This window comes from Erwinia persicina (genome assembly GCF_019844095.1).
Lineage (GTDB): Bacteria > Pseudomonadota > Gammaproteobacteria > Enterobacterales > Enterobacteriaceae > Erwinia > Erwinia persicina.
Genome location: NZ_CP082141.1, coordinates 1,090,562 through 1,111,485, shown reverse-complemented (window position 1 = coordinate 1,111,485; position 20,924 = coordinate 1,090,562). Strand labels below are relative to the sequence as shown.

The window sequence follows — 20,924 nt, the reverse complement described above, 5'->3', positions numbered from 1 at the left end:
AAAATACCCGTTTCCCCTGCCCAGGATGTTACAGGGGATGCCATTAATCACTGCATCATGTAAACTAAGTGGCACTATGACAAAGAAAAAAGCAAATAAACCCGGTTCCGCGACCATTGCCATGAACAAGCGCGCCCGCCACGAATACTCCATCGAAGATGAGTTCGAAGCCGGGCTTTCGCTCCAGGGATGGGAAGTTAAATCTCTCCGCGCCGGTAAGGCCAACATCAGCGACAGCTACATTATGCTGCGTGATGGTGAAGCTTACCTGTTCGGGTCAACTTTCCAGCCGCTGAGCGTAGCTTCATCGCACTATGTCTGCGACCCGACGCGCAGCCGCAAGCTGCTGCTGAAGAAACGCGAGCTCGACACGCTGATTGGTAAAGCCAATCGTGATGGTTACACCATTGTGGCGCTGTCGATGTACTGGAAAAATGCCTGGGCCAAGCTGAAAATCGGTTTAGCCAAAGGTAAGCGAGAGCATGACAAGCGCGATGACATTAAAGATCGTGAGTGGAAATTAGACAAAGCACGTATTATGAAACACTCAAATCGCTAACCTACTGGCACAGCGACAGGTTTTTCTGATATACTGCTAAACAGTACTTGGGGCTGATTCTGGATTCGACAGGATTTGCGAAGCCCTAGGAGCATGCCGAGGGGCGGTTTGCCTCGTTAAAAGCCGCAAAAAAATAGTTGCAAACGACGAAAACTACGCACTAGCAGCTTAATAACCTGCTTAGAGCCCTCTCTCCCTAGCTTCCGTTCTTAAGACGGGGATTCAAGAGAGGTCAAACCTAAAAGAACTCGTGTGGATACCCGGCCTGGGGTTGAAGCATTAAAACCAATCAGGCTAGTTTGTCAGTGGCGTGTCTGTTCGCAGCTGACCGGCGAATGTAAAGACAGACTAAGCATGTAGTGCCGACGGTGTAGTAATTCTGGACGCGGGTTCAACTCCCGCCAGCTCCACCAAAATTCTCCATCGGTGATTACCAGAGTCATCCGATGAAGTCCTAAGAGCCCGCACGGCGCAAGCCCTGCGGGCTTTTTTGTGCCTTGAATTTGTCCCGCGAAGTCTGAAGAGAACTAATTAAATCCGAACCTTTTAGGCACCTTGTTAGGCACCTCATAAAGCTTTATTGTTTTTGAGGTGCCTAAAACTATGGAAACCCGGCAATGGCAAGACAAACCAAACCTCTATCCGTTAAGGAAATCGAATCAGCCAAACCCAAAGAAGCGGACTATGTTCTCTATGATGGTGATGGCCTTGAGTTACTTATCAAATCCAGCGGGAGTAAAATCTGGCAGTTTCGCTACATTCGCCCTGTCACCAAGAAACGTGCGAAGAAGAGCTTAGGCCCCTACCCGTCAGTTACGCTTGCCGATGCCAGAAACTATCGCACAGAGTCTCGTTCTCTTCTGGCGAAACAAATCGACCCTCAGGAACATCAGCAAGAACAACTTCGCAGTTCGCTTGAAGCTAAAACCAATACTTTCCAACTCGTAGCTGAACGATGGTGGAATGTGAAGAAAGCCAGCGTGACAGAGGACTATGCCGACGATATCTGGCGCTCTCTTGAAAGAGATGTCTTTCCTGCAATTGGCGACGTTAGCGTTACAGATATTAAAGCTCACACACTGGTTCAGGCCGTCCAACCAGTTCAGGCCAGAGGAGCACTTGAAACCGTTCGTCGCCTGTGCCAGCGAATTAATGAAGTCATGATCTATGCCCAAAATACAGGTCTGATTGATGCGGTGCCTAGTGTCAACATTGGCAAGGCCTTTGAGAAGCCTCAGAAGAAGAACATGCCAAGCATTCGACCGGAGCAGCTACCTCAACTGATGCAGACAATGCGAACAGCCAGCATTAGCCTTTCCACACGCTGCCTGTTCATGTGGCAACTTCTTACAATTACCCGCCCTGCCGAAGCGGCTGAAGCTCGCTGGGAAGAGATAGACGTAGAAGCGCGCGAGTGGAAGATTCCTGCAGCACGCATGAAAATGAACCGCGACCATACTGTTCCATTGTCAGATGAAGCAATTGCAATACTGGAGATGATGAAGCCGTTAAGTGGAAATCGAGAATTTATCTTTCCCAGCCGTATTAAGCCCAACCAGCCAATGAATAGCCAGACCGTTAACGCATCGCTAAAACGTGCAGGTTTTGGTGGTGTGCTCGTTTCACACGGTTTGCGTTCTATCGCCAGCACAGCCCTTAATGAACAGGCTTTTCCGCCTGATGTTATTGAAGCGGCATTGGCCCATGTGGATAAGAATGAGGTGCGTCGCGCTTATAACCGCAGTGACTATCTCGAACAACGTCGCCCAATGATGCAGTGGTGGGCGAATTTTGTTCAAGCGGCAGACCGTGGAAGTATTATTGAAGGTGGGTCTAAAGGCATTAAATTACTATCTATGCCCTAACTGCATCGTGTCCAGATATTGGGCGCGAGGCAGACTCACCGGCCACTTCATGCCAAGAGCGGAAGTTTCTAACATTGTGGCGCATTATCAGCGAGGAGCAGGTCACTGGCAGCCGGGTAGTATAAAAGAAGAATGGAAAGTGGAACTCAGACCGACTTGATGATTTAGCCCTCAGGGAATAAGCATTCTGAAGGTGCGGGGGCTATAGAGATACATCCATGCAGTTATAAGCCTCACTGACACCCGCATGGTTCATAGCACATGCCTTTAAAATAATCAGCGCGTGGTGCATTAGAAGTTCACTTCGCTCAGGCTCAAACCAGCGATCATTAAACTTCCCGCCGTGGAAAAGGTTGTTTCGTATTCTGCGTATTAACAGCAGGACCAGCTGCGCCTTACTTGTGCTCTGTACGGGGCTTTCATCCCAGGCTAGTTCACCGTTTCTGACGATCTGCTTTTTGGGAGGATGACTCAGAATGTAGTCAATTGCGCCGGCCAGTTCTGTGGTTCCGGGCGAAGCGATGATGTCCTCAACCTCAGCCGCATAGCGATCCCAGTTGGCCTTTGCCGCCCCGTCCCCCTGCGTAAAACCCGTCATTTTGAGGCAGAATTCATATCGTGCAAATTCGATGAAAAACTCATAGCACAGGCTATTAAGTCGGGATCCAGCGATAATCATTATTCTTCCCTCTAATGTGTCTTTTTGCCGTTATCAGCAAAACGAAGTGCAGTAGAATTAATCACCGAGATACTTCTGGCGCTCATTCCAAGTAAGCTTTGACAGCATGGGGCAGGGATTCAGCGCAAAATTTACCAGCTCAGGGTCAGCCATCTCCCAGAACCGTTTGTAAGCCTCTACAATCTTTTGCACGAGTGCCAGGATATCCTGAAACTGAATGTCCAGCCGGTCCAGAATAGACGTAAAATGATGCTCCATCATTTCATTCCCGTCGTAGCTGTTCCATTTTTCATTACGGATGACTGCCTCAACCGTGAGTACATTCCAACTGAGACCAAGAAAATAACACAATTTTTGCATCCGCGAATAAACACCACGCAACTGACGCTCGTACTTATGCTTTCCGAAATTTTCCAAATCGAATGTGCCATCGCCGTCTACGGGCATATGCCCGTCACGTCCGTAACGCCAGAAAAGCTTCACAAAGTCACGATGGACCTGAATCACAGAAGGCAAGTCGCGGTCCATACATCGCAGGATTTTACCAGTCTGGTAGTCATTGAACGCTTTCTCCTGGGTTAATAGGTCGGCTGAAGTGAAGGTGAAGCTGAGTGATTCTGAGTTGCTTAGAATATATCTGTCTGGATCCCGTCGAATTTCGCGCTCAATTGATTTCGAGTAAATCTTGCCGGATACGGTATCAACCAGAACAATTATTACAGGTGCTTCATAACTGCGCCAGAGCCTCAGCGTACTTCGTTTAACGGAAACGCTATGGCTGCCCTGATTGCTCATATTTCCGGTGGAGGTGCCTTTAAGCTGAATTCCCACAATCTGCCCCGTAACCTGATTGCCCGGGCTGGTGAACTCAAGCTGAAAATCAATGCCGTAGTCATTTTCAGACAGCTCCCGCAGCATCCATTCAGGCGGAATAAAGATCCGGAGCATGCTTTTAGCTGTACTGTCAGTCACGTGGGAGTGATGCCGCTGCGGGTACGCATTATCGTCCATAATCATCCTTTATGAAGCATGTCAGAGACCTTGAACAGGGTCTGCCGGTGCAGCAAACTGTCTGACAAGATGGCAGATTGCTGCAAACAATTTCTGCGGGCGCAGAGATTAAATAGCGTCTTTAACATTGCCTGACAATTTTGTGGCAAGTGAAGATTCACCCAGCCCAAAAAAAATCCCGGCCGCCACCGCAATGATGGCGTTACCCGGGATCAGCGCCGTTGAAACTTCCCCGAGTTTAATCTCAAAAAATCCTGCCAGAAGGCATAATGTAACAGCCGACGACAGTGTGCAGCAGTAAATCAGCCTCATTAGCAGACTGCGATGCTGGCTGATGTTATCGTAGATTTCATCAAATACGATGCTTTTGGTTTTGATTGAAACAAACAGCCAGGAACCTATACAGGTCCCGATGAGCACGGCGGGTACGTTTTTCAGTTCAGCAGTATAAAAATACTGTGCTGCGCCCAGAATAATCATCAGTAGCAGGGCATACAGACCGTATACCCCCATTATCCGGTTTCTGACCAGGATCCATGACGAACTCAGGATAGTCTTTTTCAGCTCACTGAGCGCTTGGCTTGCCGGAACAAAGTCAGCCTCCCGGCCTGAGAAACAGACCTTCGCAGCCTGAAATACCTGCTCGTAGACTTCTAGCCGCTTTTCATTATCCTTTTCAAACAGTGCGTTAACGGTCTGAACAACACGATCCACATCAAGGCGAAACGCCAGATATTCCTCAGGCACCTTCCCGTTGCCAACAGGGGAAAAGCCAATCCCCTTAGGATCGGAATCATTGGGATATCGCGAAACCACAAAATAACATTTTGGCTCACTCATCACACAGCACCTGCTTCTTGCAGATCGTGCATTCATCGGTTTCCTTGCGGGCAAGAAGAATCGAGGGCTCCATGGAGAAAACTGGCCGCGATTTCATGATTTCAATCTGAGCAAGGATTGTTGTCACATTTTCCCGATGCTGCGGCGCTGATTCCAACAGGCCATTGAAGTAGGAGGTCAGAACCTCTAGATTTCTGTTTAACATTATTGGCCTGTCCTAATATTGAGATGCTGTGTCACGGTAATATCCTCAAACTCAATGCCATAAGCGCTGAGCTCCTGTCTGACCTCGTTGAAAAGGTCATTCGTTCTGTTCTGTGTATCTTCGATTGTGAGTAGTGCGGTAAAACCAACTTCCTCGTCTGGAAACTCTCCTGGCGTTCTCTCGATTGAACTGATTTTCAGTCGCCACTGGTCAGAAGCACCGACGCCAGCCTTAGTTTTGGTTTCAAACGCATATTTTTTGACGGGCCACCACTTCAGGCCGAAGTCAATTTGGCTTTTCTCATAGTTAACGTCTTTACCGAGGCGGACGTCCCAGACTGACTGGCAGTTTTTCCGGTACGCCCATTCATTAGTCTGAGAGTCCCGCTTAAACTGCTGAAGCACAGCGTCAACGTTGACACGGCAATATTCTGCGCCATAGTTCTGATTAATGACGGGATCGTAGGCAATGGTCAGCGTGGCTTTACCGTGGCATTTTCCGCCTTCCGTGGTCAGACTACGGGGCCAGTTGAAATCAAACTCCAGTACTTCGCTGCGCTTAAGGCTTCCGCTCAGCACCAGCGTAATACTGCTGTCATCACTGTGAAGCATATCGCGGGAGGTCAGTGGCATGCCGAATCCGGCAAATCGCCTTGCTGAAGAGATATCCACGCTCTTATCCCTGAGTGGCGGCGTCAGGTCTGAGTGATGAACCAGCATAGCGGCAAGAGAATTGCGTGACAGTTTGCCTGCTGTCCGCTGGTCCAGACCGGCAAGAATTTTGGATACCAAGGGCGCAGAGAAGCTGGTTCCCGCCTCTTCCACGAGTTCTCCGCTGCCGTCAATGGAAACCAGTCCGGTTCGCCCCGTCTTCAGGGAGTACCCGCCATAGTGGATCACATCCGGTTTTACGCCCATGGCCACTCCGGGTCCGCGACGGGTATAGACCGTAGGTGCACCGTGAACGCTGATGTCACACCCAGGCGGATTTACCGCTCCCACGGTAATGGCGCTGACGGCCTCCGCAGGCTGAGAAAGCCTGTCAACGTCAGAAAAATGCAGCGCAGCCGGTCTTGAAGCCCAGGGGCCCCGGAAATCTATAGGACGCAGGTTTCCGGAAGAAATGACAAAGAGCACATCGTATTTTTTGGAAATGCGGTCGATTTGCGTGGCGGCAAAGCTGTAGGAATCATCGCGGACAAACTCGCGGAAGTTGAGGCTGAAGTTAAAGATGCGAAACCCCTTCGCCACCGCATCACCAACCTCAATATCCAGCCAGTCGAAAAAGTCACCCGGGTCGGAAAAATAGCTGGTGAACGTATTGGATTTACTATTGTGAACGGGGATCCAGATATCATAGAGCAGACAACCGTCATCATCGACCTGAGGAAGCTCCGGATTCAGCATGCCCCCACAGACCAGCAGGCTGGCCACCTGTGAGCCATGGTTGGGATCGCAGTCTTCAGCTTCAAAGCCATCGGATACTTCCACACACCACTGGGCCAGTTCGGCATCATGGATACCGCTGTCAATGACGCCCACACGGGGATAATCTTCTCCCTCCGTTCGGACGGGCATCGAGAAGTCCAGCTCCACCGGAGAGTGTGACGGGTTCGCCCGGGAAATTTTTGGCAGCAGGGAAATACGCTTCACCACCGGGCTTGCGCTAAGAACAGAAAGCAGGAGCCTGTGCCTTTTCGAGGAATTATCAACGTCAGAAGGTAAAAAATTCAGCTCCAGCCGCTTGTCAAAATCCACCTTAAAATCGTGTCCTGAATCCGGTCTGAGAAGCTGGATCATGATGGCTTCAGATGATGACGGATAACGGCTCATTTTTGTCGCATACACGCCGGCCCCCAGCATCTTGAGCTGCTCCCTCAGAGACCGCTTCATCGAACTTATGGCATCGCTGGTCACGGTAAACAGCCGGGCGTCAACGGGTCTGAAATCAACCAGTTCAACCTGATAGCCGGCAAATCCCTCATCCTTATCGGCATGCCAGGCAGCGCTATCCTCCGCAGAAAAGGCAATTTTCTCTTCACTGCCATAAAAACTGATACGGTCAATTGCCCCCGTCTCGCTTTTTGCTTCGCTGGGCTTATTGACATTTTTGCGCAGTTTTTCGTCGTACACCTTTTTGGTATATTCTTCAGCGCCATCAATTTTGTTGTAAAGATGAACCAGATTTTTATCCGTCACCTGTATGAGCAGCTCCCCTATTCCCAGGGCGCCCACTACAGGCGCTTTACTTCCGGGAAAGAGAGAGTCAACGGGACGGTGAGATTTCGCCAGCGCCTGAGGATTCAGCTCAACTTTCACAAGGCCAAGATCGTGACCTGACCGGTTGAGCTGACTTCTGACATTTCCTACTTCATCAAGGAGGTTTCTTTTGTGCTTTTTGAAGGCATCATCACGATCAGCGTAAAAATCAGTATTGTTACCCATCGCTCTGCGTTGTGGCGTATTTTTATACTGCTCTGAATTTAAAATAACCTGAACCGGATTATTTCTTTTCATATGTTACCCAATCCTTAGCAATCAACCTCCCGACGACAGTCAGGACTCTTTTATATTTCTGGAAACTTTTGACTGAGTAACGTCAAAAACCAGCGCAATCTCTTTTTGCGTGAACTCATGCTTTTTATGCAACAAGCTCATTATTGCTGCGTCCTGATTATTTGATAACAACTGCATGAATTCGTTAACTTCACTGCCTGCATGAATGACTGCAAATGACCGAACAACCTCAATAAAAGTCTGATCGGCGTTACCAATAGCGGCCATTCTCTTGAAGTTATTTAACATTAAATGAATATCTGAACCGTTAAATCCATCTGTCAGAACGGTCAAAAATTTTATCTCTTCCGCCGTAAAATTCAAGGGATGAATATATTTTTCAATAATCTTCAACCTTGCTACGTAATTTGGCTTAGGTACCAGTATACGCATCTCAAATCTTCGCCAGACTGCAGGATCCAGTAATACTTCATGGTTGGTAATTGCCAGCGTCATACCACTCTTCGATCTGGCATCAATACACTGCAGTAATGTGTTGACGATACGCTTGATTTCACCGACCTCATGTTTATCATTGCGGGCTTTAGCCACAGCATCAAACTCGTCCAGCAGCAGCAGGCAGTCGTACTGAGCAGCAAAATCAAACAGATTATTGATATTTCTTGCACTGGTACCTAGTAAAGACGAAACAAGCCCATCCAGCTTGGCCAGCACGATCGGTAATCCGAGCATCCTGGCGATATAAAAGGAAAGCATGGTTTTACCCGTCCCCGGCAGTCCGAAAAGCAGGCAGCTCAGCGATGGCATCACGCCAAACCGAGCCAGTTTATCCAGATTATTCCATTGCTCAATCAGATGACTGACCGCAGATGCCAGCTCGTCGGGCATGACCGGAAGCTCGGCATTGGCAAGCTCTTCCGGAAAAATGATCTGCGCAAGGGGAGAACCACTTTCTTTATCCACAGGCACTTTAACGTTTTCCCTGAGCTCCTGCTTTCTGAGAAATGAGACACGGGAGAGCTCAACCCTGGCTGGCTCTAGGGTATTGAGCGTACTGGCTTTGTTAATCAGTCCTCTGAGCAGCTTTGCTTCTGCAACCTGCTGATCGTTTCTGAGGGCATCATAAAGGCGCTCCATCTGCTGCAAAGCACCTGCGGAGGCCCCATCCTTGATAATCTGCCGGCATAAAGCCGCTACGATTTTAAAGTTCTCCACATGACACCTGTATGTTTATCCAGTTAAATGATTTTTAGATTATAGAGAGCCCTTCTGCCGCATGCAACTACCACAGAGAAAATTCGCATAAAAATCATGAAATGTGAATTAAAATCAGAAAAAATTGCATCAAAATAGACATAATCGAATTTTTAACTAAAAAAATATGAATGCTTTATAAATCCATCAGGATTTGTTCGCATTTCCCGTAAAGAAATGAAGAGCAATCCTCACCCAGTCAGACTATGAAGACTTTTACTGTGCGATCAAGATGAATACGCAGTGTCAGATAAAGAGGGAAAGCGAGAACTGAGACAGAAAATCTCAACGGATTCCCGACAATAAGCCCGCATATCAAGGTCCCGGGTTGCCCTGAAGCGCAGACGCTTCTGCGCTCAGTGTGCAATCAGCAACAATGACAAAGGTGAAACGCACTCAGGTCTTATCCCTGCCCTTAGTTATTTGCGTATTGATGTCGGCGGCTCTACCGCACGTGACGTTCTGATCCCGACGTTACCGGATTTTTTGCAGCGCTTTCCGGAAATCAAAATCGCTCTAGGCGTGTCCGATAAGCCGGTGGATCTTATTAGTGGAAATGTGGACTGTGTCATCCGTGGTGGCTCTCTCGATGACTCTTCGTTGATCGCCCGTCATATTGGTGATGCCTTGATGGTGACCTGCGCGACGCCGGGATACCTGAAAGCCGCTGGCGTATCTGCTTATCCGGATGAATTAAGAAATGGACATAAACTGGTGAGCTATTTGTCTCCGCTGACAGGCAGAGCCTTTCCATTTCGCTTTATCGTAGAGGGTGAAATGCGGGAGATAAAGGTGCAGCATCACATCGAGATTAACGAAAGTAATGCGCATTTGGCTGCGGCCGTGGCCGGGATGGGCATTACCCAGACCTTTTACTATGCGGCGAAAGATGAACTGAACAACGGCACGCTGGTTAAGATCCTACAGGCATGGCGTCCCGCGAGTTATCCTTTTTATGTCGTTTATCCCCAGAACAGGCACATGACGCACCGGTTACGTGTGTTGATTGATTGGCTAACCGAGATTTTCCCAGCGGCACTGCGCGGTTACCGATAAACCTACTCTTACGATCCAGATGGGCCAAAAGATATACCGATTGCTCTTCTGGTGAGTCCTTTTCTAATACCTGGCCTTGGGTCATCCACTATGGGTGAAGAACAGACGTTCACAATTGACTTTACCATTGGTAAGTTCTTACGAACATAGTGATGTATCAGACAAATGGATGGTCACTGGCTTCTCCAAAAAATTAGTGAATATTCCAGACTAGGACTCTTTGCGACACGGCATCAATGATTCAATGCGGTCAGCACTGTAAACGGGCCCAGTTTCGCATATGGCAACTAACGATCAGGTATACTACTTTTGTTAACCGGGAGATTGATGTTGGCACTGGTTAATGTGCACAAGACCGACTGTAAATCGGCAGGTGTAGAACTCATCGATATCGAAACAGAATCAAGAACTGCTGACCAGTCAATTGGGACATGGCATAGATTCTGGGGGGTGCATTTGACGTTATTTTTAACCCAGGGATTATTAGTCGCATCTTCATTGTATTCGTAAACGAGCCTCACTTCATTTTCGTCAGCAACCGCGTCCCGTAACAACATCAGCGCTAACGCCGTAGCTTGGCCCAGAGCATCCAGATGTTTATTATAATTCGGATCATGAAAATACTTCATGACTTCCGCTTCTGATTCATACCTGACTTTGCCTATGTAGTGATGCAACATGAAATATTTATCGTTGATGTTCATCAGGGCTTGTAGTAATTTCCGTGGTGTACTTTCAATACGTATAGCTGGCTCCCCGCCAGAAAATACTAACCAGTCGTTCTGATTTTCGTCATTTAATGTCCAGCAGGTTGCATAAAGATTTCCCATCATTCCTGAGAGATATATTGGCTGCTGGGTCATGGAGTCAGTGAATTGTATTTTCATTAGGAGGTTTTCATAAGGATCCACCCATATATTCTGATCCGGGAACATATGGGTTAAGCAGTTAGCCTGTACATCAGCGATGAAATGGCGCATACGCATTATTTTGAAAATAGGCGTGTCTGGATCTATATCGAAGATGCTTCGTTCAACGTAAAGCGGTTTCAGTTGAACCGAACTAGCACCCAAATGATTGCTTCGGTTTATCTTATCATTGATTAATTCGTTTTTCAGAACAGTCATTCTACTATTTCCTAGTAATGTTTGAGAGTTGCATTCGAGTTTAACCCTCTGCTGAGATGTAAGAAATACCGAACCCTCGTTTTTTGTTTACCATCCCAATGCGCAACGCCCCCCATTGTTATCCATTCAGCTACCGGTGTCGGTGTCGGAGCCCAGCAAACAAACTGTTTATCGGTAATGGCTCAATATTACAAACATCCGCTTCTGGCACAAGGCGGACAGTGTCCGCCTTGTGCCAGCTGAATCGCCACGGATAATCTAGACACTTCCGAGCCGTTGATAATACTGGTTTTCATATTCTGTCGGTGACATCTGATCGCTAGAAGCATGCCGACGCTTACTGTTATAAAACATTTCGATGTAATCAAAAATATCGCTGCGGGCTTCTTCCCGCGTTCCGTAGATCTTTTTCTTTATCCGTTCGCGTTTCAACAACTGGAAAAAGCTTTCTGCAACCGCATTATCATGGCAGTTACCGCGACGGCTCATGCTGCCCTCCAGGCCGTGTGATTTCAGGAACGACTGCCACTCATGGCTTGTGTACTGACTGCCCTGATCCGAATGAACCAGCACCTGTTTTTGGGGATTACGCCGCCATACAGCCATCAGCAGTGCGTTCAGGACAATGTCCTTTGTCATCCGGGATTGCATGGACCAGCCGATAATTTTGCGTGAGAACAGATCAACAACCACGGCAAGATACAGCCAGCCTTCGTGGGTCCTGATGTAGGTTATGTCCGTTACCCAACGCTCATCCGGAGCATCCGGGTTGAACTGTCGCTGGAGCCTGTTGGGCGACACGATACTGGCCTCGCCTTTACGTGCCCGCGGGCTCCGGTATCCGACCTGAGCCTTTATCCCGACACGTTTCATCAGTCGCCAGACTCTGTTCACTCCGCACTGTTGCCCGCTGTCCCGCAGATCCAGATGGATTTTGCGATAACCATAGACGCATCCCGATTCCAGCCAGAACTGTTTAATCTGTCCTGTCAGTCTCAGGTCTGCCTGATGGCGTTGTGAATGCGGCTGCTGAAGCCAGGCGTAAAAACCACTGGAATGAACATCCAGCACCCGACAGAGCAGGCGAACAGGCCAGCAACAGGTGTTGTTACGGATAAAGGCGTACCTCAGTCGGACAGCTTTGCGAAGTACGCCGCGGCTTTTTTTAATATGTCCCGTTCGTCGGTAACCCGCTTCAGCTCTTTCTGGAGACGGCGGATCTCGGCCTGAGCATCTGACTCTTCTTTATTAGTGGAAGAATCCGGACCGTACTTCTTTATCCAGGCGTAAAGGCTGTGGGTGGTGATATCGAGACGTGTTGCAACGCTGGCAACAGAATAACCGCGATCAACAACCTGTTTGACTGCTTCAATTTTAAACTCTTCGGGATAACGCTTACCGCTCATGGGCACCTCTCTTTAAGCCATCTTAAATGACTCTGAGGTGTCTGTTAAACCCGTGGCGATTCAAAATGCTGTATTAGTGCTATACGGTAAGATGTATGCCAATCACGTAAACCATTTCATGTAGAAAGCTTCGAATGGCACGGGCTACCCATCCTATCACCACAACGAAGTTCTTCGATCCAAAGCCATTGATACAGATTTGACGCTCCAGAATAGTGATCACGCTGTGCATCCAATCAGTTTAAGTTGAGGGGCAAAATTTTCATCGAACTCATTTACGATAAGCGCAACGTTGCAGAATTTCCAAACGCCAGGGAGCTGATCCTCTCTGAATTGGAGAAGCGCGTGCATCGTGTGTTCCCGGATGCAGGGGTCAAGGTTAAACCGATGGTAACCAACACCATCAACACTGACGCAAGCAAAGGCGACAAAGCGAAACTGGCTGCGATCATTGAAGGGATGTTCGAAAAGCCCGACAGGTGGCTTGTGAACAATATGTGATGTACCAGGCCGGGATGATGGCCACCCTCCCTGTTCATTCATCCAGCCTGATTAAATTCCCATAGCTTGTAACTCATTAGCCCAGGTTATCATAGGGTAAAGCCCGGCAGCCGGAAAAAGCTTTTAGCTAAGGAGATATCATGTCAGTTTACATGTATGTGGCAATCCCAATGTTGTGTGTTGCGGCACTAATGTTCTATCTGGCGCGAAAGAGGCGTGAGAAGAACTTTCTGATCCCGGGGCTGGCCATGCTTGTGGCTGGCTTCGTAAACGCCGTGCTTGGGCTGACTATAGGTTAGTGGCCGGAAGAGATGTTCGGGTAAACTTACGGCATTTTGCTTTAGTGCTTACTGCAATGGCCGCAATATTTATACATTCATGGACGCTATGCAAAATAATGAAAGCAAATAATCTTCATGTTATAGAGACAGTTAACTGCATAATAGATTGTGCTACTCAGCCATTTTTATGCAGGTGCGATGATGATGAGCGTTACGTTGTAAAAGGCATGCTGACCTGCCCCCAGGATTAGATACAACGCTCAGTGAGTAATGTCGATCCTGTGACCTGTACCCATCTGCAAAATAACAGCCGCGAGTCGGCTCTTGCCGGTTCTGACATGCCCTTCTCTGCCCCTGTTCATGCTTCTATCCCCTGTCCGATCGGCCTGTCACTGAAAAATGTCACTCATCGACGCCGCCACCCCCACAAACCGCGTTTTTTTCGGTAAAATGGCCTCATTGTTCAGCCTCTGCCATTTGTTCTGAGTCGCCGTCTTTGTTATTGATACGAAAAGCGGCCGAAATAAGGTATAAAGCCGCATGAAAATCCCAAAACGAATCCAACCGCTGGTCGATGACGGCCTGATAGACGACGTGCTTCAGCGCCTGAAAAGCGGTAAAGAAGCTGACGTTTACACGGTGCTGTGCGGTGACAAGATACAGTGTGCCAAAGTGTATAAAGAGGCCACGCAGCGCAGCTTTAAGCAGGCCGTGCAGTACCAGGAAGGGCGTAAAGTCCGCAACACGCGTGACTCCCGCGCCATGAAAAAAGGCTCACGCTTCGGGCGCAAGCAGCAGGAAGAATCATGGCAGATGGCCGAGGTCGATGCGCTGTTCCGTCTGGATAATGCCGGGGTGCGCGTGCCGCAACCCTATCTCTGCGTAGAGGGCGTGCTGCTGATGGAGCTGGTCACCGATGCAGAAGGCGCCGTCGCGCCCCGCCTCAGCGATGTGATCCTGACGGAAGAGAATGCCGTTACTGATTTTAATATCATGATCCGTAATATCGTGCGCATGCTCTGTGCGGGTATCGTGCATGGTGATTTATCCGAGTTTAACGTGCTGCTCGATGCCCGTGGCCCGGTCATTATCGACCTGCCGCAGGCTGTCGATGCGGCGGCCAACAACCTGGCAGAATCCATGTTTGAACGTGATGTGAATAACATCACCGCCTACTATGGCCAGTATGCGCCGCAGCTCCTGAAGACGCGCTACGCCAAAGAAATATGGATGTTGTATGAAGATGGCAAACTCACTCCGGAAGTGGCGCTCACCGGCCTGTTTGTTGAAGAGACACATGAAGTGGATATGGGCTCCCTGATGGATGAGATCATAGCCGCCGAAGATGAATTTTATGACCGTCAGCGCGCCAGCAAAGAGCGGGACGACGAAGACGACTGACAGCCAATATCGCCAGCGCTGACAGCCCATGGGGTCACCTGTGGGCTTTTTTTATGCCCGCGTCCGGCCACTCCCCGGCAGTAATGACACAAACAATGTGTGGTGATAAGGATCTCTTAAGAACGCCAGGTATAATAGCGCGCTCCACACCGCAAACTTAGGGATAACAATGAAAAAACACCTGATCATTCTCAGCTCAACGCTTATCGCCAGCTGTTTTTTTTCCGTGCAGGCCAGCACCACGCTGACCGGTTGCGCGGCTAAACAGCAGAATATCCAGCAGGAAATCCAGTACGCGGAACAGCAGGGTCATCCGCACCGCGTGGCGGGTCTGAAGAAAGCGCTAAAGGAACTGACCGACCACTGCACAGACAGCAGCCTGCTGAAAGAGCGTCAGGCAAAGGTGGCAGAAAAACAGCGTAAGGTGCAGGAGCGTGAGCAGGAGCTGACAGAAGCCAAAGCCGATGGCCGGCAGGACAAAATCGATAAAAAAACGAGAAAACGGGATGAGGCCCGCGAAGAACTTCGCCAGGCTGAAGCAGAATTAACCCGATAAAGCTGCACCAGAACGTCCTGCGCCAGGGCGTTCTGTTCTCTTACCGGCCCTCATGTCGTTCCCTTTCCTTTTTTTAGAGATTTCTTAGCAAGCGCTAAATGTAAATAAATTCTCTTTTCCGCATTACTTAAACCAGTTAATCGTCACTCCCATCCTGATAATAAAACGGCCAGCCAATTATTGATAAACATAAAAAATTACAATTGATAAAAAAGCGTGCCTGTGACTGACATATCGCATTTTCTGGAATGAAAAAAGGGAAGACTGTCGCTATGCTCCTGCGATCCCTTCTCATCAGCTACATGGATTGTAATAAATGAAGAAACTGCCACAAGTCAAAAGCAATATAATAGCCGGATTCCTTCTTTGCTCTGTACCATTGGTGCCCGTCTTCGCGGGAGTGCCTAACGCCGTCATCCCTGATTCATTGGATTATCATGGAGATACAGATCCTCTTATGACGCTGGATGAGAAAAAAGCAGAAAACTCACCCGATCTTTTTGGTGAAACAACGGGGCCTCTGCCATTTTTTGGCAAAGAGATCCGCAAGCGAGGTTATGATTTACCCGATCCCTATGGGATTGGTTTTAATTACATGAATATGCATCAAAATATTAAGGTTAACAGCATCGACTTTTCTAACCTTAAAATCCCTTCACTTTTTCCCGGCATGTCTCCCATTCCGATTGGCAGCGATCTGTTTAATATTAACGTTGGCCATACCCGGGAAAAATCCAAAACTGAAAATGCCCGGCTGGACACCTGGTTATTTCCCTTTATGAATGTCTACGGCATTATTGGTCATACAAAAGGGAGCTCGGTTTCTGATGTCTCCGTCTGTGCGGTGGGTGCCTGCCCGCCACAGCTCAAGAATATCAATTTTACGCTGAAATTTAAGGGAACCACCTACGGTGGCGGGACAACACTGGCCTATGGTTATCACAACTGGTTCGGCACGCTGGATTTCAACTATACCCGCACAGACTTCGACATTCTTGATGGCAGTACGTCAGCTTTCACCTTCACGCCGCGCGTCGGCTATCGCTTCACCGTACCGGGATTTGAACGGTTTTCCATTCCAGTATCACACGCCAGTGTATGGGTAGGCAGCATGTATCAGGATGTCTCTCAGAACTTCAGAGGCAGTCTGGGTAATCTGAACATGCCGCAAAACCTGGTGCAGCTGGTGAACTTCGTCAACAAAGACGACCAGGGACGTTTTCGCGTTAAGCAGCATTTGCAGTCACCGTGGAACGTGCTGGTCGGCGGGCAGTACGAAATTACGCGTAATTTCAATGTCATTACAGAGGTGGGTTTTGAAAAACGTAACAGCGTGATGGTCGGTGGCGAGTTTCGTTTCTGAACATGTGGGCTAACATTGGGTTATTCATGACTCTGTTTCTCATTCCGTCACTGTCCCAGGGCAATCTGCTGTTAAGCAGACCCTCGGTAGACAGGTACCTGAGCAAGTTCAGCACGCATGAGGCTGATTTGCAAAAAGGTATCGACTGGGGTGTAGTGCCAGGGCCATTTTATACCCCGGAACTGGGCATTGGCATCGGTGTCGCTGCTGTCGGGTTTTACCATGCCGACGATCATCCGCAGTCTTCACCGCTGTCGTCATTATCCCTGACGGGCTTCGGTAGCTCCACAGGCGCATTCGGTGTCGGTTACGATAACGACACTTTTTTTCACCAGGATCGGTGGCGTTTTTTTCTCAACGGGGAATTGAGTCATCGCCCTCTGGATTACTGGGGAGTGGGTTACCAGGCCGGACGACATCAGCGCGGAAAACAGTCCTACGATGCCCGTTCTGTTACCATGACGCCTAAAATCCTCTACCGGCTGGGGGCGAATACCTACGTCGGGATGGGCGGTTCATTCGACGACCAGAAGGCAACCGGGTTAGAAAAAAAAGCGTCCGGGAGCTTCTTTCAGCACCCGGTTCGCTTACATGAGATGAACGTCGGGGCCAGCCTGTTGTTCAGCTTTGACACGCGGGATGTCACCATCAATCCCTCGCGGGGGCAGTTGCTCAACATCAGCTATACCCGATATACACCCGCCTTAGGCAGTGATAACCGCTTTGACGTCTGGGATACGCAATACGACCTGTATCACCCGTTGGATCCCACGACCCTGCTGGCATGGGAGCTGTACGGTCGGTTCGCCGGAGGGGATGTTCCCTGGACAATGACCGGCTTTTTAGGGGACAGCCATCATCTGCGGGGTTATTACGAAGGGCGTTACCGCGATCGTAATATCGTGACGACCCAGCTTGAACTGCGTAAAAAACTGAGCTGGCGACATGGCGTTGTCGCCTGGGTTGGTGCGGGCAGTATGTCGTCTGACGTCCACGATGTTGCTGACGGCAACTGGCTTCCCAGCGTCGGCGTCGGCTATCGTTTTCAGATTAAAAAAAGCATGAATCTGCGCTTTGACTACGGCGTAGGCGAGAAAAGCACGGGATTTTATTTCCAGGTTGGGGAAGCGTTCTGATGAAAAAAAAATGGATGCTGTTAATCCTGGTGTTAAATGCCTGTCAGGTGCCCGCCCCGGCCGCACCCGCTTTAACGCCGGAGGATCTCAAGCAGCCTGCCCCCCTGGCGACTCAGGTCTGGCCTACCCTTCCCACACTGCCGCCCCCCGATGGCCTGCGTCCCTGTTGTGCTTTCGGCTACGACGTGCAGGCAAAATTTTTAGGCATCCCGGTGCCTTTTATCCAGTTCGGTAACGTGGTGGCTCCGGACAATACGGGTAAGCATCACTACAACGACAGCTGGGAAAGTATCATCATGACCCTGACGGGCATGAACAGCGAACATGATGGGATTGTTTATACACGGCGCGGGGGATTTATTGACCTCGCCCACGTGCGTGATACCGCGGATAACACGCTGTGGCTGTTTACCCGCATTTTACCGCAGCTGGGTCAGGCGGGTACTCTCACGCTGCCTGATGAACTGGGCCAGCGGATTATCCGACTGGGGCATTATACTCCGCCCGATGACGCGCTGGACCGCTATAATCTGGCCATCCGGCTGGCGGCACATCTGGCCTTTCAGCTGGCGGTCTGGCATGAAGTCGCGCAGTGGTACGGGTTTGAATCTGTGCCGGGCTATTCAGAGGGCGTCTCGGCTTTTTCGCCAGAAGATCTCTATTCAAATCTGCTGGGCGCGCGTATCGCGACTGACCTTCTCTCCCACGGTGGAGGGAGCTCGCTGAAGCAGTATGAGGCGTCAATGGCACGGATGATCCCTCAGGCACTGGCGCAGCTGCTGGCGGTCAGCCCCAGAGAGACACGCTTCCACTTTGATATGGTCGACGGAACCTGGTGGAACAGCCGCTGCCGCCTGCCGGATAAATTCCTCGTCCTGCGCCGTAACTACAGCACCCTCGACCGTCGCCTCCCGACACGTCCGGCAGACAGCGTTCCTGAACTCTGGCTAACGCTGCCTGACCATTTTCACCAGCAGCCTCTCTCCGGTTTTGCCCGGCTGGAAATCTGGCCCGGGAAGAATATGGTGAATTTACCCACCCCGCAACTGATGTACCAGTACGGGGATTTTGCCCTGCTGGCGCAGCAGGCAGAGCAAGCCGACCGCTCTCATCTGGCCGTAAAAGGGGATGCCTGTCGCTAGGACGCAGGCGGTTTCCGCCCCCATGATGCATAAGCTATCCTTATGACTGAGTAGAAAACAGCCCCATTTTTTTTTACCGCCAGCGCCCCTCGTTTTCACCCTGAACGTGAGGAATCGCCAGGCAACCGTTTACCTCCCCCTCTACTGGCTGAAAAACCCGTTTTCTGATTAAGTTCCGTTCTCTGCACTATTTTTTGTGATTTCAATCACACTTTAGCTGAATTGAAATGAAACAGAATTTGACAAGTGTGAGCAATCTCTATTTCCTAACACACTGTTAGCGGCACACTGCCGCAGCAATGATGGCGGGTGCTTTTTTCGTAAACTTAATCACCCATTTGTCGCCGTAGATAACCTGACCCAACCAGCGCACTGGCTACAGAGCCGGGTCTCAGAGCATGTGGTAATAATAATGAAATATAAAATTATGATGGCTGGCGCGCTGGCAGCGCTCTCTTATACCCACTCCTCATTCGCTGAAACCAGCAGTCCGGAGTATGTTTCTGACTGGTGGCATCAGAGCGTCAATGTGGTCGGCAGCTATCACACCCGCTTCGGGCCGCAGCTGAACAATGATGTTTATCTGGAATACGAAGCCTTTGCGAAAAAGGACTGGTTCGATTTCTACGGCTATATTGATGTGCCTAAATTCTTCGGCGCAGGCAACGGTAACGACGTCGGCGCATGGGATGACGGTTCCCCGTTCTTTATGGAGATCGAACCGCGTTTCTCCATCGACAAACTGACCGGCACCAGCCTGGCGTTTGGCCCGTTCAAAGAGTGGTACTTCGCCAACAACTATATCTACGATATGGGTGATAACCGTGCTAACCGCCAGAATACCTGGTACATGGGCCTCGGTACCGATATCGACACCCATTCCGACGTCGGCCTGTCGCTGAACGTGTACGCAAAATACCAGTGGGCGAACTACGGCGCAGCTAACGAGAATCAGTGGGATGGATATCGCTTCAAGGTGAAATATTTTGTACCGCTGACCCAGCTGTGGGGCGGTAACCTGAGCTATATCGGCTTTACCAACTTTGACTGGGGTTCTGACCTCGGGGATAACTCCGCGCCTGCGCGTACCAGCAACTCAATTGCCTCCAGCCATATTCTCTCGCTGGGTTACGATCACTGGCACTACTCCGTTGTGGCACGTTACTTCCACAACGGCGGTCAGTGGAATGACGGCACCGAGCTGAACTTTGGCAAAGGCGATTTCAACGTCAAGTCGAACGGATTCGGTTATTACCTGGTGGTGGGTTACAACTTCTGATGACCCCGGCGTGACTGAAAATGAAGGTCACCTCCTGTTCCGGTAAAAAACGTCACGCAACGCGCCTTCGGGCGCGTTTTTTTTACCCGTGAGAAACCGTTATACTCCCCCGGCAATATTGCATCCCCGAAAAGGAATTTTTATGTCGGCTAAGTCTGTTGATCACAGCGTGAAACTGCGTCCCCTTGAGCGCGAAGACCTGCGGTTTGTCCATCAGTTGGATAACAACGCCAGCGTCATGCGCTACTGGTTTGAAGAGCCCTACGAGGCGTTTGTTGAGCTGTCCGATCTTTATGACAAGCATATCCATGACCAGAGTGAGCGGCGATTTGTCGTTGAACATGATGGGAGTAACGCCGGGCTGGTGGAGCTGGTAGAAATTAACCACATCCACCGTCGTGCAGAATTTCAGATTATTATCGCCCCCAGCCATCAGGGCAAAGGCCTGGCCAGTAAGGCAGCGAAGCTGGCAATGGAATACGGTTTTTCGGTGCTGAACCTGTATAAACTCTACCTGATCGTCGATAAAGAGAACGAAAAGGCGATCCATATTTACCGCAAGCTGGGCTTTGAAATTGAAGGTGAGCTGATCCACGAATTCTTTATCAACGGTGAATACCGTAACACCATTCGCATGTGCATCTTCCAGCATCAGTATCTGGAAAAATTCAAACCGGCACACAGCATGGTAAAAACCACCGCGCAGTAAATAAAAAAACGGCAGGTGGGATGACCCGACCTGCCGTT

General features: G+C 49.7%; 19 protein-coding genes, 1 other RNA gene and 1 pseudogene. 13 read left to right on the top strand and 8 right to left on the bottom strand.

Annotated features, from left to right (window positions below):
• The first annotated feature begins 76 nt into the window (after nucleotides 1-76).
• The 3 genes from smpB to K6L24_RS05040 all read left to right on the top strand — a co-directional run bounded on the left by smpB (nucleotide 77) and on the right by K6L24_RS05040 (nucleotide 2,424).
• A complete protein-coding gene (gene smpB / locus K6L24_RS05050) occupies nucleotides 77-559 on the top strand; it encodes an SsrA-binding protein SmpB (RefSeq protein WP_062744576.1) in 483 nt (160 codons plus the stop codon).
• Between the two features lie 49 nt (nucleotides 560-608).
• Nucleotides 609-972, top strand: a transfer-messenger RNA (tmRNA) gene (ssrA, locus tag K6L24_RS05045).
• Between the two features lie 204 nt (nucleotides 973-1,176).
• Nucleotides 1,177-2,424, top strand: a complete 1,248-nt coding sequence (locus K6L24_RS05040; protein WP_222682010.1) for an integrase — start codon at nucleotides 1,177-1,179, stop codon at nucleotides 2,422-2,424.
• 202 nt (nucleotides 2,425-2,626) lie between these two features.
• Here the strand turns inward: K6L24_RS05040 and K6L24_RS05035 are convergent, their stop codons facing one another.
• From K6L24_RS05035 to K6L24_RS05010, 6 genes are all read right to left on the bottom strand, one after another.
• A complete protein-coding gene (locus K6L24_RS05035) occupies nucleotides 2,627-3,103 on the bottom strand; it encodes a hypothetical protein (RefSeq protein WP_245006713.1) in 477 nt (158 codons plus the stop codon).
• A 57-nt stretch (nucleotides 3,104-3,160) separates the two neighbouring features.
• Entirely contained in the window at nucleotides 3,161-4,114 is a 954-nt protein-coding gene (locus tag K6L24_RS05030) for a DUF4365 domain-containing protein (protein WP_222682009.1), read from the bottom strand.
• A gap of 108 nt (nucleotides 4,115-4,222) precedes the next feature.
• A complete protein-coding gene (locus tag K6L24_RS05025) occupies nucleotides 4,223-4,954 on the bottom strand; it encodes a hypothetical protein (RefSeq protein WP_222682008.1) in 732 nt (243 codons plus the stop codon).
• Nucleotides 4,947-5,159, bottom strand: a complete 213-nt coding sequence (locus K6L24_RS05020) for a hypothetical protein (protein ID WP_047348133.1) — start codon at nucleotides 5,157-5,159, stop codon at nucleotides 4,947-4,949. Before K6L24_RS05020 ends, K6L24_RS05025 begins: the two co-directional genes overlap by 8 nt.
• Nucleotides 5,159-7,675: a S8 family peptidase gene (locus K6L24_RS05015; RefSeq protein WP_222682007.1), complete on the bottom strand. Its 2,517-nt coding sequence runs from the start codon at nucleotides 7,673-7,675 to the stop codon at nucleotides 5,159-5,161. The genes K6L24_RS05020 and K6L24_RS05015 overlap by 1 nt, the downstream gene beginning before the upstream one ends.
• Before the next feature lie 39 nt (nucleotides 7,676-7,714).
• Entirely contained in the window at nucleotides 7,715-8,890 is a 1,176-nt protein-coding gene (locus K6L24_RS05010; protein WP_222682006.1) for an AAA family ATPase, read from the bottom strand.
• A gap of 459 nt (nucleotides 8,891-9,349) precedes the next feature.
• On the opposite strand from K6L24_RS05010, the pseudogene K6L24_RS05005 reads away from it, so the two are divergent.
• Nucleotides 9,350-9,985 (top strand): annotated as a pseudogene (locus tag K6L24_RS05005) (LysR substrate-binding domain-containing protein); the annotation flags it as partial.
• Between the two features lie 287 nt (nucleotides 9,986-10,272).
• Here the strand turns inward: K6L24_RS05005 and K6L24_RS05000 are convergent.
• Both K6L24_RS05000 and K6L24_RS04995 read right to left on the bottom strand, forming a co-directional pair.
• Nucleotides 10,273-11,112: a hypothetical protein gene (locus K6L24_RS05000; RefSeq protein WP_222682005.1), complete on the bottom strand. Its 840-nt coding sequence runs from the start codon at nucleotides 11,110-11,112 to the stop codon at nucleotides 10,273-10,275.
• Nucleotides 11,113-11,370: 258 nt separating this feature from the next.
• Nucleotides 11,371-12,518 (bottom strand): IS3 family transposase gene (locus K6L24_RS04995; protein WP_222682004.1). Its coding sequence is split into 2 segments (ribosomal slippage): nucleotides 11,371-12,281 and nucleotides 12,281-12,518, totalling 1,149 coding nucleotides; the frame shifts between segments, so codons are not numbered across the junction.
• Nucleotides 12,519-12,776: 258 nt separating this feature from the next.
• Between K6L24_RS04995 and K6L24_RS04990 the strand changes: the two genes are divergently transcribed.
• From K6L24_RS04990 to speG, 9 genes are all read left to right on the top strand, one after another.
• Nucleotides 12,777-13,019 (top strand): DinI-like family protein, encoded by a 243-nt coding sequence (locus tag K6L24_RS04990; RefSeq protein WP_062744927.1) that lies wholly within the window; start codon nucleotides 12,777-12,779, stop codon nucleotides 13,017-13,019.
• Between the two features lie 355 nt (nucleotides 13,020-13,374).
• Entirely contained in the window at nucleotides 13,375-13,551 is a 177-nt protein-coding gene (locus tag K6L24_RS22410) for a HipA family kinase (RefSeq protein WP_342393966.1), read from the top strand.
• A 289-nt stretch (nucleotides 13,552-13,840) separates the two neighbouring features.
• On the top strand, nucleotides 13,841-14,701 hold the full coding sequence (locus tag K6L24_RS04985) for a PA4780 family RIO1-like protein kinase (protein ID WP_062744575.1): 861 nt from the start codon (nucleotides 13,841-13,843) through the stop codon (nucleotides 14,699-14,701).
• Between the two features lie 169 nt (nucleotides 14,702-14,870).
• Nucleotides 14,871-15,257 carry a DUF1090 domain-containing protein gene (locus K6L24_RS04980; protein ID WP_222682003.1) on the top strand — a complete coding sequence of 129 codons (387 nt, stop codon included), beginning with the start codon at nucleotides 14,871-14,873 and terminating at the stop codon, nucleotides 15,255-15,257.
• A 316-nt stretch (nucleotides 15,258-15,573) separates the two neighbouring features.
• Nucleotides 15,574-16,620, top strand: coding sequence for a hypothetical protein (locus tag K6L24_RS04975; protein WP_137268829.1), 1,047 nt, complete (start codon nucleotides 15,574-15,576; stop codon nucleotides 16,618-16,620).
• 26 nt (nucleotides 16,621-16,646) lie between these two features.
• Nucleotides 16,647-17,756 (top strand): BamA/TamA family outer membrane protein, encoded by a 1,110-nt coding sequence (locus K6L24_RS04970; protein ID WP_240043766.1) that lies wholly within the window; start codon nucleotides 16,647-16,649, stop codon nucleotides 17,754-17,756.
• The gene (locus tag K6L24_RS04965) at nucleotides 17,756-18,898 is read left to right on the top strand and encodes a DUF4056 domain-containing protein (protein WP_062744571.1); all 1,143 of its coding nucleotides are present in this window, start codon (nucleotides 17,756-17,758) and stop codon (nucleotides 18,896-18,898) included. Before K6L24_RS04970 ends, K6L24_RS04965 begins: the two co-directional genes overlap by 1 nt.
• Nucleotides 18,899-19,310: 412 nt before the next feature.
• Nucleotides 19,311-20,177 carry a nucleoside-specific channel-forming protein Tsx gene (locus K6L24_RS04960; protein WP_062744570.1) on the top strand — a complete coding sequence of 289 codons (867 nt, stop codon included), beginning with the start codon at nucleotides 19,311-19,313 and terminating at the stop codon, nucleotides 20,175-20,177.
• Between the two features lie 142 nt (nucleotides 20,178-20,319).
• Entirely contained in the window at nucleotides 20,320-20,886 is a 567-nt protein-coding gene (speG, locus tag K6L24_RS04955) for a spermidine N1-acetyltransferase (RefSeq protein ID WP_062744569.1), read from the top strand.
• Nucleotides 20,887-20,924 lie beyond the last annotated feature (38 nt).

Bases quoted from the DNA above. Each gene is read 5' to 3' on its own strand.
- smpB (WP_062744576.1), top strand. From the start codon at position 77: ATGACAAAGAAAAAAGCAAATAAACCCGGTTCCGCGACCATTGCCATG.
- K6L24_RS05040 (WP_222682010.1), top strand. From the start codon at position 1,177: ATGGCAAGACAAACCAAACCTCTATCCGTTAAGGAAATCGAATCAGCC.
- K6L24_RS05035 (WP_245006713.1), bottom strand. From the start codon at position 3,103: ATGATTATCGCTGGATCCCGACTTAATAGCCTGTGCTATGAGTTTTTC.
- K6L24_RS05030 (WP_222682009.1), bottom strand. From the start codon at position 4,114: ATGGACGATAATGCGTACCCGCAGCGGCATCACTCCCACGTGACTGAC.
- K6L24_RS05025 (WP_222682008.1), bottom strand. From the start codon at position 4,954: ATGAGTGAGCCAAAATGTTATTTTGTGGTTTCGCGATATCCCAATGAT.
- K6L24_RS05020 (WP_047348133.1), bottom strand. From the start codon at position 5,159: ATGTTAAACAGAAATCTAGAGGTTCTGACCTCCTACTTCAATGGCCTG.
- K6L24_RS05015 (WP_222682007.1), bottom strand. From the start codon at position 7,675: ATGAAAAGAAATAATCCGGTTCAGGTTATTTTAAATTCAGAGCAGTAT.
- K6L24_RS05000 (WP_222682005.1), bottom strand. From the start codon at position 11,112: ATGACTGTTCTGAAAAACGAATTAATCAATGATAAGATAAACCGAAGC.
- K6L24_RS22410 (WP_342393966.1), top strand. From the start codon at position 13,375: ATGGCCGCAATATTTATACATTCATGGACGCTATGCAAAATAATGAAA.
- K6L24_RS04985 (WP_062744575.1), top strand. From the start codon at position 13,841: ATGAAAATCCCAAAACGAATCCAACCGCTGGTCGATGACGGCCTGATA.
- K6L24_RS04980 (WP_222682003.1), top strand. From the start codon at position 14,871: ATGAAAAAACACCTGATCATTCTCAGCTCAACGCTTATCGCCAGCTGT.
- K6L24_RS04975 (WP_137268829.1), top strand. From the start codon at position 15,574: ATGAAGAAACTGCCACAAGTCAAAAGCAATATAATAGCCGGATTCCTT.
- K6L24_RS04970 (WP_240043766.1), top strand. From the start codon at position 16,647: ATGACTCTGTTTCTCATTCCGTCACTGTCCCAGGGCAATCTGCTGTTA.
- K6L24_RS04965 (WP_062744571.1), top strand. From the start codon at position 17,756: ATGAAAAAAAAATGGATGCTGTTAATCCTGGTGTTAAATGCCTGTCAG.
- K6L24_RS04960 (WP_062744570.1), top strand. From the start codon at position 19,311: ATGAAATATAAAATTATGATGGCTGGCGCGCTGGCAGCGCTCTCTTAT.
- speG (WP_062744569.1), top strand. From the start codon at position 20,320: ATGTCGGCTAAGTCTGTTGATCACAGCGTGAAACTGCGTCCCCTTGAG.